Here is a 16,689-nt window from a genome sequence, read left to right as displayed (position 1 = left end):
ACCAAGTCTTTTGTTACAGTCTACCATTTCGGATTCATAAAGATACCAGATGTAATGAGCAGGCCAGTTCATCAACATGTTGTGATACATTACGATATGAGCTTTCCTATGGCGTTCCTCTCATACGTTTTCCAATCCAGGTTATACTCGCATTATCGGCTTAGTTGAAAATAATGCCAATATTGATATCCTCTCCAGCAGGAATGGTACACACAATCAGTCAACGAACTGGATTCGCTCTTGGCCAGGATTGAAGCCACCGACAGGCTCATTGACCAGGTAGTTTACAAGCTGTTTGGGTTGACGAAGAAGAAATAAAACTTGTTGAAGGAGATATTATATATTACAACTGTTAATTAAAGTAGATACAAGTAATCAAGACCTCATAAAAAAACGGAAATCTTTGTTAATCATTATATAGAACGGTGGTAAAAGTGTTCAAAGACAAATATATAACGAAGCAAATAAGTTATCAGAAAGGTTATCCGTACGATTTGAAAACGGAAACCAAAGAAGGTGTTGTACCCATAACTTTCAGAACAAATGTGTATCCTGTAATCCGAGGCAATAACAACATGGCAACAAATGCCAATATAATAAGTGGAGGCGAGTCACATGCGTTACGCAACTAACATTCAGCTTGAACAAATAATTATTCACTCGCTTGGCGATGGAGAATCTAACGATCTGGAACTATCAGAACGATCTATACCGCTGGACGATAAACAGCAGCTGGTCGAATACATCAATAGTCACATCGAGCACTCATTACACTATTCAAAAGCCACCGCAGCCCGTTTCAAAGCAATTGATGAAAACATAGCATCTGGAATATGCAAAGCCATCATAAACGGAAGCATGAACTTCGTTCACGGTTCTCAACTGCTAGCAAAGATACTGTATGACATCAAAAAGGATGACAAGCGTATTGCACCAGGCGATTTAGCGATAGCTTTCTTTAAAGCTGGAAACAAACCTAAAGTACCCCATTACTTGGCCATATTAAAGATCGACCCATCAAAAGTCTACCGCAACAAAATCAAACATGACTCTGAAGGTAAACGGTATATAAGTCTTGAAATTGATGGAACGGCAATGCCTACTACGAGGGAGAGACTTCAGAAATGTGCCTTCATTCAGCCATTGGATCCACGACCTCTTGAATATGACATGATCGTTCTTGACCAACAGACAGGAACTGAAAACCTTCAGATGGCACGGTTTTTCGTCGAACGCTTCTTAGATGCCAATATGGCATTCGATGACCAAAAACGAACACAGCTCTTCTACATAAGCGCGATTGGCGCATGCCATGATGTCCAATCCAAATTGCAGCCACATGAAAATGAATTACTAAGGGATTCGGTTACACATGCCGTCAAATTGGCTCATATAAATGTAGATTCATGGATTAGTGAACTACCTGTATCAGAAGAAGTAAAAACACAAATTGACCAGAAGATTTCAACGGCATTGCCTGATCGTGAATTCAATATAGATACAACATTTGCGGAGAAACTCACTCGTAAACGGATCTTTCAAGGAGACAATGACCTTAAAGTTACTATATCCACGAAGAACTTTAAGGATGTCATCTCTTCAGTAAAACCACCCGATCCAGAAAAAGGAATAATGTATTACAGCATTGAGATCCATACAAAGAAATGGAACGAAGTGACACGGTGAATGTACATACGTTAAGAAACCCATCCGAGGCTTTGGTAACCTTTGGCAAACTACTGGGGATTGGAGCAGAAACATGGGAAGAACAAGAAGAATTAGAAAAGCTCACATACGACGACCCAGACTTCGACTGCACAAAGGCAATTAACCTAACCTTAGACCAGATAGTCCCCCTGATAAACACTTATGGTAATGCGCTTATGTGTCATTTCATATTGGGTGAACTTGTCGTTCTGGAAATAACACCCGATATAAATGATGAAAAACTAATACAATTCCGAGATCAAGCCCACCATAGTCCTACATTGAAGTTTGAGTTAAGGCTAGACAAGTCAAAACTCATCGAGAAACTACAGGGTGAGTTACCTCCCCACTGCCGTTTGTTTCTATACTTATTTCCAAACGCACTGGAACGTTTCCTATATAGTGAATTGAAAGGTTTAGAGCAATCGCTTTGGGGGACAGAAACCAAGCACAAGGTAATCATACTTATACCAAAACATGAGATTTGGCTGACTGGCCCCTATCTAGCTGTGCTTGGCGGTGAGCAAATAGAGAACTGGCGTAATGAAGTCCCACGAGATCCATTAGACATCGAAAAAGTGGAGAAAATGTATCTGACATGCCGAGAGAACCTGAAATGGCAAGAGTCATGGCTCCAGCTTCTTACGCCTTTACATATCAAGGTAGAAGGAAAAGCTCTGCCTAAAGACCTCATCGCTAATGCTCTGCACGTTCATTTAGTTAATTCTATCATCTTATATACGGCTGATAGGACAGTAGGAAATACAGATAAACCCGAGTTCTCTACTTATGCTAAAGCAACTCAGAGTGTGAACCTGACTCTGACAAATCCTAAAGACCAGTTGAAAGAAGAGGAAAGAGATGGTATTCGGTCCCTGTTGAAAATGCTGGAGTGGACTTATGAACCTCAATGGTCAGTCGATCGTCTACCTCTCGTGCAGATTAGCGTAGTACAGGCTCTTTACGTAGCCGATCCGCACGTTCGTTATCGGTTGCTCATGCATAATGCTGTTAATATATTCGATGGACTAATATGGCACTGGAAAGCCTTCATAGAAGGTAGGGTGGATGCCTATATGTCAGAAGTACGAGCACTGGAGGATTACATTGGTGACACCAGCCAGGCATTTGCTGATCAGACCGAAGCCATGATCAAGAGCCTGTCTGATACTATGTTGGCTGCAGTAGGTGTGCTGCTAGGTTCATTTATAGCTGCCCTGTTTCAAAATAGTTTCAACCAAACTATTTTCATAATCGGGATGGCGGTCTACGCAGCTTATGTTTTTATATTCCCTCTAGTCTACAATATGAGCTATCAGTGGCATCGTTACAAGACAATCGATAAAGAGTTCAAAGCTCGGCACCATCGGTTTGAAGAGCGGCTACATCCCGATAAAGTGAAGGAAATCATGGGTACAAATATAACTGAAAGCGAGCATAGTTTCAAGAGTTGGTTTATAGCTACACTTTTGGCCTACATAATAGTTATCATCCTTGCAATTTACGCTGCAATAAAGGTTCCCGTAGTCATATTGCATGTCACACAATAATATAAACTATAGTATATATTTCTGTGGACAATGCCATTACAAACTTATTTGCAGGTATAATACGTAAGGAGTTTATCTGATCATGTCGATCCTTGACCTCATATCCCTGCCAGAAAGCAAAACTCTGGAATTCAAAGAAAAAATGCCAGAACCTCATGCAATAGCAAAAACAGCCTGTGCGTTCGCAAACAGCGGCGGGGGCACGATCCTTATCGGAGTGGTTGATAAGGAAAAAACCATTACAGGAATAAATGAGCAGGAAATACACGCTCTGGAAGAAAAAATAGCAAATATAGTGTATACGATGGTTGAACCGACAGCAGCATTTCACATATCGATCCACAATCTTGAAGGAAAACTGATTTTAAAGATCGATGTGTTTCCAGGAAGTCTCAAACCATATCACCTTAAGAACAAAGGAGAGATCGAAGGCACGTACATCAGAGTGGGTTCAACAAACAGGAAGGCAGACCTGGAAACCATCGAAGAACTGGGACGTCAGAGGATGAACATCAGCTTTGATGAAACTTCTATCATTGATGCTACGATAGAAGATATCGATCTGAAAAATATAGAGATTTACCTCAAGAAAAGGAAAGAGGTCAGGGACATACCAAAGGTTGAACCTGATGCGGAATTCCTTAAAAAAATCAAAGCCTTAAGACAGCAAAACGGCAGTATTCATCCAACTGTTGCTGGAATACTGTTATTTTCAAGTGAACCTGAAAAATACATTCAAGGTGCGGTCATAAAATGTGCCAGATTCAAAGGCACTGAAATGGATGAATTCATTGACCAGAGAATAATCACAGGTTCGCTTTTTTCACAGATAGAGGAAACAATAGGGTTCTTTAAAAAGAACGTAAAGAGAAGCGCGAAGATCGAGGGTCTTTATAGAAAAGAAGAATATGAGTATCCTGAGAAAGCCATACGGGAGGCAGTGGTAAATGCTGTGTGCCACAGGGATTACAGCCGCAAGGGTGCGGATATAAAATTTGCAATTTTCGATGAAAGAATTGAAATTACAAGTCCGGGAGGGCTTCTTCCACAGATATCACTTTCTGATTTAGGCACAGGAGTATCAGAGCTCAGGAATAAGATTATCGGGAGGATCTTTAATGAAGCAGGTTTGATCGAAGGCTGGGGAACAGGGATAAGGCGGATAAGAAATGAAATTGAGGAAATGGGGTTAATGCCGCCTGAATTTAGGGACATTAACAGTTTCTTTAAAACGATAATTTATAATGAACCTTTGCAAGAGAGGTTAAAATTTGATCCTGATGAAAAGGAGATCATGGCATATATCCAAAAACAAGGGAAAGCCAGCACAAAGGAATTGGAAAAGAAATTGGGAAAAAGTAAGGCTACAATAAAAAGAAAGATCAGAAACCTTATCGATAATGGATATCTCATATGGGTTGGAAGAAGTCAAAAAGATCCGTCTGGATATTATGAACTTACTGGCTCAAAGAAAGTCCCCTTGTGAGCTAGTAATGAGCCAGTATGAGCCAGTAATATAATTCATAAGCCAGTATTAATATAATAAAATTACAGTAAATGAGGGAAAATGGTAGAAGATTATAGAAAAAGTCTTAAGAATTTACTTAGAAAATTATTCCAGTTCGATTCGGAAGACCTTGATTATTGTATATACCGAATAATGAACAGGATGCAGCGCACATGGGATATTAATCGCTCATTTAAATGTGCGCGCACAATTATGGAAACGAGCGCGCACGTTTTATTGAGGCAATTCACAATTATCAATTATGAAATACAAATGAATATTTAAAAAGGTGGTATCCATCACATTAAACTCCCTCCTCTCATCCCTAAAACCCCGCCAGCTTGAAGCCATCAAGCACACCCAAGCCCCCCAGCTGATCCTCGCAGGTGCAGGAACAGGCAAGACCACGACCATCACAGCAAAAATAGCATACATGGTCGAAAAAGAAGGCATCGACCCTTCCCATATCCTCGCCCTCACCTTCTCCAAAGAAGCAGCAAGGAACATGCGCGAAAAGGTCGAGAAACTCCTTCACGGAAAGGAAGTGATCGTTAAGACTTTTCACTCATTCTGCGCCGAGCTTATCAAGGATCATGCAGAAAGATGCAAAGTTCCCGGCGACTTCAAGATATTTGAGGAGGTGGATTCAGCCATTTTCATATTCAGGGAACTTGAAACAGATGCAAGGACCGCCAGCCTGTATGCAAATACGATCGGAAAAGCCAAAGACCTGAATATCTCGATAGATAAATTCAAAGAATTTCTTGAAACGCTTAAAAAACAAGTTCAGGATATTGAAAAAGATGAGAGCACATGGAAGGAACTTTATCGAGAATCTAAATTCAAACTCAATACTTTCCATCTTCAGGAATTCAAAGACAAAGAAGATAAGAAGGCAAAACAGGCAGATAAAAAAAGATACTCTGAATTCATAGACCTTTATGAAGAATACCTGAAATATTCAAACTTCATATCAGCCTGGGAGAAATACGAAGAGAAGAAATCAGCTATAGGTGCACTGGATTACGGCGACCTGAATAAGATCGCCCTCTGGTATCTCGACGTGTACGGCACTGAGGAATTGAACAACACATTCCGCTACATCATAATTGATGAATTCCAGGATACCAATTATGTCCAGTTCGAGCTGATTAAGAAGCTAACAGCATCGAATAAAAACATAACAGTGGTGGCAGATCCTAACCAGACCATTTACGCATTCCGGGGAGCGTACACCAATAATATAGAGGAGTTCAAAAAGCAATTCTCTCTCTCAGAAAAAGACATCGTATCACTGGATGTGAGTTTCAGATCAACCAATAAGATCCTCAGAGTTGCTCATACCCTGATCGAAAAGAACTATGGCGAGGACAAAAAGCAGGAATGTCTGCTCCTGAAAAACCACATAGATACTGAAGGAGATAACGTCAGTATCATTGAAACAGAGGATGATAATGAAGAAGCAAGAGCCATAGTCGAGAAGATCGAATACTATCTGGCACAGGGTATCCCTCCAAAAGATATCGCTGTATTATACAGGACACATGCCCAGGGACGCAAGGTTAGACAAGCTCTTGAGAACAGAGGTCTGCCCTTCCGGGTCAAAGATGATACCGATTTCCTGAAACAGCCTGAAATAAAGACAGCTCTTGCTTACCTGTATATTATCAATAATATCTCTCATCCCACAGCCCGCGGAACAGAGGCGTGGTGGAGGATATTCCATTACAATAATGCTCTGAACCAGGAAGATTCCATCAGGATAGGAGAATATCTGAAGAAAAAATGGGTCTCGTTCCAGGAAGCTATATATCATCACATTGGAGAACTTGGACTTTCTAAGAGCGGTCTTGAGACCATAAACAATGTAAAAAAGAGAGTCGATTTACTGTGCTCGAAGAAGAATCTGGATGTATCAGACCTCATCTTTGAGGTGTATGATCAATCGGGACTGTCAAGGCAATTCGCCCATACTGACACAAAGCGAAGCAGAGAAGCGCTTTTGAATCTCAGGCAGCTTCATGAATTAGCCAGTAATTTTGAGGAGTTCCATGGAAAAGACCTGAGTTTGTTTATAGATTATCTTGAGATCCTTGACGAGATGGACGGAAATCCGTCGCCTGCAAGAATAGCGGATGAGGATGCAATAAACCTCATGACGATACATTCGGCAAAAGGGCTGGAGTTCAAGGTTGTATTTGTCACGAACCTTGCAAAAGATAAGTTCCCATTGTATCGGGGAGGCGCAGAACCACTTATTCCGCCTGAATTGATGGAACAGTACAGAGACATTTTTGAGGATAAATCCATCAAAGACACTGAAAAAGCAGTCAGGGAACGCAAGAAAGAGATCAAAAAGGAAGAAGAGAAACGGCTTGCGTATGTGGCACTTACAAGGGCAAAAGAACATCTTTTCATGACACTGGCAATAAAATACGCTGACGATGAAAGAGAGCCGTCCGAGTTCCTTATAGATATCGGATATGACAACTGGAGGGCTGGCGGGAATATCATAGTTGGGGATCTCAGTTATTTCAGGGATACTGATACGAAAGTCAGGGAGATGGTAAAGGACAGTGCTCTTGAGCGGGAAAAAGCAATGCGTAAAAGACTACTCATCGAGTCGCTTGATTCAGGGAATTTTGCCGAAATCATGAAAAATACATTGTTGTATCAGGCGTTGAAGGTGGGGGAGGCGCCGGACTTCAAGGAGCTTATTGAATCCAACTGGTCAAAAATAAATCCTGCAGAGGACGCTGAAAAGATTCTCGGCACAATAAAAGATAATAAAAACGGTTTGAAATTCAATCCTGCAAGCATGACTTTCAGCTATTCTTCAATAAGTACTTATGAGAACTGTCCCCGGCAGTATGAACTCATGGAACTTCTCAGGATGCCAACACGCGATTCTGAAGATTCTACGGGAGCCATGAACAGGGGAACTTTTGTTCATAGGGTGCTTGAGATAGCGGTGAGTGAGAAAATAACCACGAAGGAAAAGCTGTATGAGATCAGGGACACGGTCGCAAAAGAACCTGATTTCAGGGGTGTTGATGTTGAAGCTGCAACTGGAGCGCTCGATGTATTCTGGGAGCGGAACAAAAATAGAATTGCGAATAACCTGATGGTTGAGCAAAGATTCGCTGTACCGCTTGGAGGATTTACCTTCAAGGGATTCATTGACAGGGTGGATTTGATGTCTGGCAATAAGAATGAAATCGAGATAATTGATTACAAGACCGGAAAATCTGAACCCGGACCTGATGAGCGCTCAAAACAACTTTTGCTTTATGCCAGGGGTATTGAGCATGTTTATCCTCAATATAAAGTGAAAAGACTCACTCTTGAGCAGCTTGGTCTTCCCAATCCCAGGACATTTGAGCTGATCGATGGGAAGTTTGAGAGCGCGGGTGGCTCGCGGATGGAAGGGCTTGATGAGAATGCTGTTGATGGTATGATCAAGATCGCAAAGTCGATTGCGCATGATTACGAACATGGGTTTGAGATGACGAAGGATGAGAAGGCTTGCGGGGAGTGTGGATATAGATTATATTGTTAGAGTAGCTATGGCTTAATAAAATGGAAAGAGTTTATCAAGCTCATATTCGATGATTCACCAGGATTTCTCAGTAACATATTCTAGCTGAAATGTCTGGAGATAATCCTTGACTCTTGATACATACATTGAGCTGCATATCGATAATTAAAGAATCTGGTATATCTAACCACTTCAACTAAATCCCTCTATTCTCTCTATTCTCTTTATTTTCTTCAAATTTCATATATTCACGCAGATATTTGAACGGAAAAGGCACAACGGTACTTTGTCCGGTTCGAACAAAATCAACATTCATGGTACGGAGAAGTTCCTTAAATATCAGCTTCGTTCCATCCACAGCAACAACCTTGCGGAGATGACAGGCATCTTTAAATGAGAATTGAACATTCTCCCGGCGATCTCCAACGAAGTAGTAAGCTTCAGAATCTGTTTCTCCAAAATAGTTGATATTTATAGATGAATCGAATAGTGCATCCTTACTTTGATTGTCTTTTGGAAAAATCAACCTTACACTATGATTTTCAAGCAAGTAATTCCTCAATTTGGCGGCTGCCTTCGAGGTACTCCCAAGATTTGTATTTAACATCTTCCTGAAATCCTCTTTTAATAACTCCTGAGCGCCAATCTTGCGTAGCTCTTCTATTAGTAAATTAACTTTGTAATTTTCCGTCTCAAATGCTTTAGCGAAGCATTGTTCAACAATTAGAGCCAGTTCACTTCCAATTTGCTTTCCTTCTGGTAGTTTAGCGTCCTTTTCAGCAATTAGTTTCTTTATATTGGTAAGGTCAGGAATAGTGATTTCTTCAGTACGGAATATTAAATTTTTATCCCCATCCTCGGAAATGATAAGACCTTCTAGAAAGAGGTGTGTTTTAAATTCTTTATTTTTTGCTTCGTTAATTATTTCGACATAGTCTTGGTATTCACCATGCCCAAAAAGATCGTTTCCATCCAGTTTTCGGAACTCAAAATGGCCATCAGGTGAAATATCCATGAACACAATGCGCTTTGACTTGTCATCATTTATGGCAAATGTCCATTTTCGGTTTGCATTCAATTTGCTCCAATCAAATAGCCTAAGGTTACTTTCTCCTATGTCACGTTTTATCAATAGTTCTTTGACAATTGTTTTAACTACGGCATTATTTGGAAAGGCCTCTGTGCTTTCGATAGTAACATGCTGCCTGCGAAAGTCAGGACTGGAAGCAAGGTGTTCATCCGTTTCACCTTTTTCTTGATAGTAGTCGGCCTCATGTATAATTCTAAGGTTCAGAGAATTGTGTTTGTCTTGATTCCCATTGGTCAAAAATTTGTTATTCGATAGGTATGGTGAAATTGCTTCTTTCAAATTTTGAACCAAATTATTTGAGTCTTCTGAATTTACTCTGTCCACTATATGAATCATTTGACCATCAAGTTTCGACTGAACATTAGGGATCTTCAAAATAGTCTCTGTCAATTTTTCTACAGCGCGCAACGTCTCTATTGGAGATAATGCGACAGACATATAGTCAGAGAGATGTTCTCGGAAGCTATCCAAAACATAATGCATAATGCCTGCTCGGCTTTCTTCATAACGTTCTAGAGAACTGAAATCGAGAAAGTTACGGTTTGCTTTTTTCCCTTGAATGCCGCGTTGAACATAGATTTTTTTCGCATCAGGTTCACCGTCGCGTGGCAACAACCTACGTAATGTGCCTGTACCATCATTCAAAATATAACGAGGGGTCTTGTTTATACTTTCAGATGCTATTTTACCTGTTTTTATCTCATTTTGTACAGATATCAATTTACGATGGCGTATAATTTGCACATTCAGCAAATAATCTCTATTAATCACAACTTTAGCCGCATCAATAATATCCCCATCCTTGCTATTGAGGTCAGGCACAATGAGTAGCGCACCTGTCAAGTTACAGTAGTGAAACTGTCTATAACGCGATCTCGATGAAGCGAGGGAATTTAGCAAAATTTGTGCCAGCCATGCTTCAGATATACAAACATCTGCTTCTGTCCAATAGGTTCTAGGCACGGCTTCGACGACTGCATCATCAGAAAAATCATCATCAGCTCGAATTTTGGAAATCAATTCGTAAGTATTCACAGGTCGTTTGAACATAGCATAAGCGAAACTGCTGTATTGCCACATGACAGATGTTGCTTGATACTCCTCACCCAAAAGCCGATCCAGCTGGTGAGCTCCAAAGTAATTTTTCTGTTCCCTTTTAAGTCGGATAAATGCAAAATCACGTTCGATGGCATCAATATTAAAGTTGATTTTTAGTTTATTTGTTTGAATGCTCATTTGTGGTATTCCTCCATAATAAATTTTAACGCTTCTTCGTTGAAAGAATTGCCCTGGCAAATAAAAGGAACCTCAATAATTCGACCATCAGTGGATATTATCGGGTGAAACTCGTCCCCGGATTTTCCCAGTATATTTATTATAAATACACGGTTTGCATGACAATCTTCCATTTTTCGTCTAATCTTAGGGATATGTTCATCCGCAGAAACAGCAGTCTGGTCATTCCAAAGTTTAAAGTCAAAATAAATGTTGTTTTCAGTCTTGAAATCAAATTTCTCAAACTCTGAAACTTCCAATTCATTAAGGTTAATTTTTAAAATATCTTGTATAATATGGCGACCACATACCTCACCCAAAGCTCCTTTGTAGATGTTGTTAAACATCGGCGGTGTCAGTATGAGCTTACTTTCAGGGAAACTGGTTGCCCAATTATTTTCTTGAAAAAGCTTGCGCAGTGGTTCTATTAACATCAATTCTGGCAACCGCGCGGTTTGCTCACTTACCTCCTGCTTTCCCTTATCATTTGAAAAGAAGACCTCAGTATCTCTATAATCTTTTTCTTGGGTAAATCGATAAGAGCATCTCGGTGATGGAAGCTCAACGTAAATTAGACTCCAGTTGGAATTACATTTCTCTTTTTCGGAAATTGTCGGGTGCTTAAGCACGTATTTTCTTAGCTCCTGCCATTGTTTTATACTATCCTCTGTCCATTGGATTTTCAGTTGGCGATGAATAAATGCGGCTGTTGTATTGCTTCTATTTGATGCCCGATTTTGATGTTGTACAATATTTGCAGGAATAACTGTTGTTTCTCCGGCTGATTCAAGTAATGCTGTGTATTCTCTAACAGGGATTATCTCATCTCCCAAAGAGAATCGCGCCAAATGCCTGCGAATTGAAGAATCAGCAAGAATATGAATTGTTGGTGCTTTCATGTTCGTTCGACAGATTCGCCCAATGGCCTGGATGACTATCTTGTTAAGAAAGCGCGTATATGCCTCGGTCTGATAGAGGTTTGTAAAATCTTCCGCCCTCTTCTTTTGCCTGCGCTTGCCAACGAATAGATGAAAAGCTTCATCAAGTTTACTATTGAATTCTTTTGGAGATATCGCACCATTTTCGAGAAGAAATTCAAGCTGGAAAAGATATTTTATGAATTGCTCATTGTCGATATTATCCTTGAAAATATTCACAAGAAGATTGGTTGGACGATCTAAATAAATAGCTTCAACGTCCATTTCGCTTCGGGCGGGGAATGCATTGATATGTATAGGATGTACGGATTTAGGGATTGGATATTGTAGATTCTGCCCGGCACCAATAGTCGGATAAGTGGAGAAAATGAACCGTCGTTTGCCACCACCCAATTCAGATAATAAGCCTATCTTATTATCATTAAAGTCATCGCCTGTTAAAACAATGACGGTCTCATGAACTGGTTCATTCCCCACAGATGTGAGTCCATCTTGAATCAATTCTGCATATTTCCGAATAACATCCAAATCGAACTCTGGATCATCAGGTTTAGGGAACTTATTAAAAAAACAGAAGAATGCATGGATTCCAGGGTTATCTAGGAAGTATTTCCATACAATCAGACTACGTACATAGCGAGAAAAAATAAACTCAATTTTCTGTTTATCAGCATCAGGATTACTATATATAACTTTGTTCCTAAGGGCGATAGCAGCTTCTTCGTCTTCAAGCAACGATTGGAGCTTCGTTAAAGTTTCTTCGGGATTGTCCGACCCAATAAACTCCGTTTTAATGGATATCTGGTCGTACCCACGAGTTGTCTCCAAAAACTGGTTTTTAATTCGGTCAAGTGGCCCGCCTGAAATTCTGAAAAATGCTTGTCCAAGACGAGAATGCAGGTATTCCAAATCGTAATTCCCGATATTTGTATATAATCCAGCCGTAGCGGAAGTTCCTACTACCATTGCTTTTGAGCAGATTCCAACCAAAAATGATTCCGGTGTTCTGTAAAAGTTATACATGTAAATCTTTGATAAAGTATCATGCTCATCACTGTCTACAATATCATAATAACGAAAACCAGCGTCATAGAATCCCTTCTGTTGGATTGCGTTATTTTTAGAACGTGGATCAGAGAGCATACTCCCTTCTATTATATTGTTTGTCAAGAAATCCACAATATCCGCATCAAGGCCGAAATTATACAGGACTGTTCTAACAGCATACTCGTAAGGGAAAACTTCTTGACTTGTATCGTCCTCTATTTTGAGGTGACAGTAGTTATCAGCCAAATAACTGACACGTCTTTGAAAATATGTCAGAAATCCAGCAATCTCACTCAAGAGAGAACGAATGTTTATACCAGAACCTTCTTTTCCTGCTTCCAAGGTTTTTATCCAGTTAGTTCGGTTTTTAACATCCTGAACAACCTCGATCCGTTTATTTCGAGCATTGAGTATATGGTGAAACTGAAAATCATAAAAAAGAAAATTCCGCTTGTTATAAGAAAAATCTTCATGGGATTTACAAGTATGTTGAAGGTTGTATTTCTTGAAAATATCGTCAGATTTTTGTCGGAAAATTTCGATCATTTCATTAGGTGACCGCCAATTTTTTCCATCGCTTATTTTTCTGCGTTGTTCAGATTCCCGCAATAAACTTTCAGGATACTCGCTCTCCATAAGGTGATTGTGAATATTAAGGAATAGATCGAGAAGGTTGATTCGATGCCGAGCACCGGATTCTATAATGCTTCTGAGCACATTTTCCTTAGTAGCATCAAATTCATCAATGAATACCACTGCTTTTTCAAGCAGACGTTCATGGAAATAATATGACCTTTCCACAAGAGTAGTGTTTTTGCGAATAAACTTATCCATACTGAGAAAAAGAATTGTTTTCTCGTCAGTAAAGACGGCTGGATAAAGATTTCCAATCCATTGGTAATTGGAGTCTTTTTTAATGGCATTCAACCGTTCTTTCTTAGTCCTAAACTCTCGATGAAGATATACTTGGATGGATTCACGGAAAGCAGGCTCAAGTTTCTCAGATATTTCATTTTCAAGGGCCTCTTTGACCATTTTCGAGGGCCTTTTACCATTCTTCAAAGTTTCAATAAAAGATTTCAGGTGAGTGTAGTCCTTTGTTTTAAACTGATCTGGAATCTGAGCATCGACGGATAAAAGATGATTAATGACAGCGTCAGCATTTGAATCAATGAAAAGGACATGCTGGTCATAAGCATCTTCTGCGTGATCATCTCTGAACCGATCCTGAAGTTTCTGATATGGGAGGTTCTTCTTTAGGTTGGTGATGAAGAATATTTTCCTATTATGAGCAACGAAGTCTTTGTAATGTTTGTAGATGAAATCTAATACGTTATGAGTTTTGCCGAATCCTGTGGGCATACTCAGAAGAAGCAGACCATTGGCATTTTCATTCAGACAATGCTTCTCAAGAATCTCTTGCATAAATCATTACCTCATCCAAAAAATAATCTTTTTAGGATTGCAAGTCTGGTCTCTTGAAAATATCCGAATTGATATTGATATGTTTGTTTAGATATTTGATTTATCATTTACCTCTTATTAAGCCACCAGTGTGTTCGATTTTTGTTAGTTATTTGCATCTTTAGATTTATTATCCGTAATATCTCGTCTCCACCATAGTATATTTTTGAACTATATCATTTTTTCTACGTTACATATATTGGTAACGTTAACAATGTTACTTACTTGATAAATATGGAATTAACAGGCCAAAAGAAAGTCCATATCGTACCCATGGGTTTTGAAATTGATAGAATCGAAATACCCCTAAAGAATGTCGGTGCTGATAGAGTATACCTTGTAATAGATGAAAATGAAGAAAAAGGACTTCTATATCTCAAAGAACTCAGAAGAAGAATAAGGAAGTTGATCCCGGAGAAAGAGCTCAAAGTATTGAACTGCCCGATGTGGGATTTTCGTCAATCTATGTCCCTTCTTTGCGAACTTGTCAGAAAAGAAAAGCTAGCAGGTAACTTTGTTTATATAAATCTATCATCTGGAAACAAATTATCTGCTATCGCAGGCACACTGGCTTCGCTCATGTATGGAGCAGTCCCATATTATGCACAGGCAGAGAAATACAATATAGAACCAGATACTGAAGGTGGGGAAATACGCGGCATGACAAGCGGAGTTCGTAAGATATTAAAGATACCCCTATATACAATAGAGCCACCAGCCGATGAGCTTGTCAATGCTCTAGCTATACTTTCGAAAAACGGAGGACGAATAACCCAGAAAGATTACATTTTCCAACTTGAGGAGAAAGGGTTTATAAGTGATGCAATTGCAAAGCACAGTAGGAAGAAAGAAGTTACCAAAAAAGGATACGCTAAAGCTAAAAGGCAATATTTCGAAAGACTCGAAGATAAAGAGTGGATTGTTAAAAAAGGGAAGGGGCGTTCATCTTATATTGAAATCACGGAAGAAGGTAAAAACACCTTTGAAACATTCATAAAGGCCGCTACCGTATGAAATAAACTTGAGGTGATGAGGAAATACAATACTGCGTCGTGTGGCGCCAGATCATGGCGGGACAGGAGGCGGTCATCCATTTGCAGCAGGAGCACGTATACCAGGAAAAGAGCTGGAAGCATTTCTATATAACCTGGATGAAGCGATAGGCACATGAGGTACATGAAAAAAGTCATAGCAGCTATTTTAATTAAAGATGGTTATTGTTTAATTGCCAAGTGAAAGAAAGATGATAAATTAGCCAACAAATAGGGGACTTTAAGATATTTGAGGAGATGGATTCAATGTGCTGCTTATACATTTACTATTATCAGGTCATAAATAGAATATTTCATTTGAAATTTTGCGCCATAAGAGGTTAATATGAATTACGAAGAACTTGATTTTGACAGGGCGATCGAAGATGCAAATAAGATAATACTTCTTGGGTCAGCATTGAAAACCGGACTATTTTCATCACTCACCAAAAAAAAGGATATTCCTTCATTGGCGCGGGAACTGGGGGCTGATGAGCGCGCCCTGTATATCGTGCTTGAGGCGTTGTGTGCAATGGGATACGTGGAAAAGAAAAAAGACGGGTATATCATCGCTGACCGGGCGCACCCCCTCTTCATAAATGGTGGCAAGGATTATGTAGGCGGCTACCTTCCACATACCTTGAATAAATTGAATGCCTGGCTTGAGCTTCCTCAAATAATAATAGGAGAAAAAACCGGAAGAAGGAAGCCAGATAATATATCTACATTCATTAATGCAATGGCTTCCACACCAGAAGAAGACATACAGGAGATAGTAAATCAATGTCTTGATAAAAAGAAGGATGCAAAGACAGTGCTCGACCTGGGCGGAGGACCTGGCAAATACTCAAAGGTCTTTGTGAACAGGGGATTAAAAGCAGTCCTTTTAGACACACCTGAGACTATAGACTATGTCAGCGATAAATTCGGGCTCACTGATATCAGGAACCTCACGCTTAAGAAAAGCGATTTCACGGAAGATTTGTTCGTGAATGAGTTCGAAGAATTGTTCGATATCGTGTTCATGGGAAATATAACCCATATATATTCTGAGGATGTAAACAGGAGTCTCTTGATGCGGGTTGGCAGACTTCTGAACAAAGGGGGAATGGTAGCCATCGAAGATTTCGTTCGCGCAAGAAGCCCATATGCAGAGATGTTCGCTGTGAACATGCTTGCAAATACAGAAGGTGGTGGAACATGGACAGAGGAACAATACATAAAGTGGCTAAAAGACGCAGGTTTTAGCAAAATTGAAGTTCTCGACCTCGCTGACAAAGAGAAACAGCTTATCACGGCTTTCCTGGAGAAATGAACTTGTGAGGGTCGCTCTCAAGTTCGCTTACCCTGGCAACGATTATTACAAAACAGTCCTGAACTCTTCTAGGAGTCTGAACAGCCCAAGGTCATCGAAAAAATGCTTGAAATAATAGTCAACCTTTAGTTTTGAATATATTAAGGAATTTTTTGAAAAACAAAATTTAAATATTAAAACACATATAGTTAAAAGAAAATAGCTTCAAATAACTTGAAATTATTTTA

Annotated in this window: 9 protein-coding genes; 7 read left to right on the top strand and 2 right to left on the bottom strand. The window is 39.7% G+C overall.

Features of this window, described 5'->3' with window-relative positions:
* Positions 1-615 precede the first annotated feature (615 nt).
* The 4 genes from CL181_RS06595 to CL181_RS06575 all read left to right on the top strand — a co-directional run bounded on the left by CL181_RS06595 (position 616) and on the right by CL181_RS06575 (position 8,323).
* Positions 616-1,686 (top strand): nucleoid-associated protein, encoded by a 1,071-nt coding sequence (locus tag CL181_RS06595; RefSeq protein WP_097298513.1) that lies wholly within the window; start codon positions 616-618, stop codon positions 1,684-1,686.
* Positions 1,665-3,257, top strand: coding sequence for a hypothetical protein (locus tag CL181_RS06590; RefSeq protein ID WP_097298512.1), 1,593 nt, complete (start codon positions 1,665-1,667; stop codon positions 3,255-3,257). Before CL181_RS06595 ends, CL181_RS06590 begins: the two co-directional genes overlap by 22 nt.
* An 82-nt stretch (positions 3,258-3,339) precedes the next feature.
* On the top strand, positions 3,340-4,743 hold the full coding sequence (locus CL181_RS06585) for a helix-turn-helix domain-containing protein (protein WP_097298511.1): 1,404 nt from the start codon (positions 3,340-3,342) through the stop codon (positions 4,741-4,743).
* 310 nt (positions 4,744-5,053) lie between these two features.
* Positions 5,054-8,323: an ATP-dependent DNA helicase gene (locus CL181_RS06575; RefSeq protein ID WP_097298509.1), complete on the top strand. Its 3,270-nt coding sequence runs from the start codon at positions 5,054-5,056 to the stop codon at positions 8,321-8,323.
* Between the two features lie 175 nt (positions 8,324-8,498).
* On the opposite strand, the gene CL181_RS06570 is transcribed toward CL181_RS06575, so the two are convergent.
* Both CL181_RS06570 and CL181_RS06565 read right to left on the bottom strand, forming a co-directional pair.
* Positions 8,499-10,628, bottom strand: coding sequence for a hypothetical protein (locus tag CL181_RS06570; RefSeq protein WP_097298508.1), 2,130 nt, complete (start codon positions 10,626-10,628; stop codon positions 8,499-8,501).
* Positions 10,625-14,077 (bottom strand): hypothetical protein, encoded by a 3,453-nt coding sequence (locus CL181_RS06565; protein WP_097298507.1) that lies wholly within the window; start codon positions 14,075-14,077, stop codon positions 10,625-10,627. Before CL181_RS06565 ends, CL181_RS06570 begins: the two co-directional genes overlap by 4 nt.
* A gap of 273 nt (positions 14,078-14,350) precedes the next feature.
* Here CL181_RS06565 and CL181_RS06560 point away from each other — a divergent pair, with 273 nt between their 5' ends.
* The 3 genes from CL181_RS06560 (at position 14,351) to CL181_RS06550 (ending at position 16,462) form a co-directional block, all read left to right on the top strand.
* Positions 14,351-15,130: a DUF6293 family protein gene (locus tag CL181_RS06560; protein ID WP_097298506.1), complete on the top strand. Its 780-nt coding sequence runs from the start codon at positions 14,351-14,353 to the stop codon at positions 15,128-15,130.
* A gap of 28 nt (positions 15,131-15,158) precedes the next feature.
* Positions 15,159-15,287, top strand: a complete 129-nt coding sequence (locus CL181_RS06555) for a DHH family phosphoesterase (protein ID WP_097298505.1) — start codon at positions 15,159-15,161, stop codon at positions 15,285-15,287.
* 206 nt (positions 15,288-15,493) lie between these two features.
* Positions 15,494-16,462 (top strand): methyltransferase domain-containing protein, encoded by a 969-nt coding sequence (locus CL181_RS06550; protein WP_097298504.1) that lies wholly within the window; start codon positions 15,494-15,496, stop codon positions 16,460-16,462.
* Positions 16,463-16,689 lie beyond the last annotated feature (227 nt).

The sequence above is a fragment of the Candidatus Methanoperedens sp. BLZ2 genome (assembly GCF_002487355.1).
GTDB lineage: Archaea > Halobacteriota > Methanosarcinia > Methanosarcinales > Methanoperedenaceae > Methanoperedens.
This window is presented reverse-complemented; position numbering and strand designations above follow the sequence as displayed.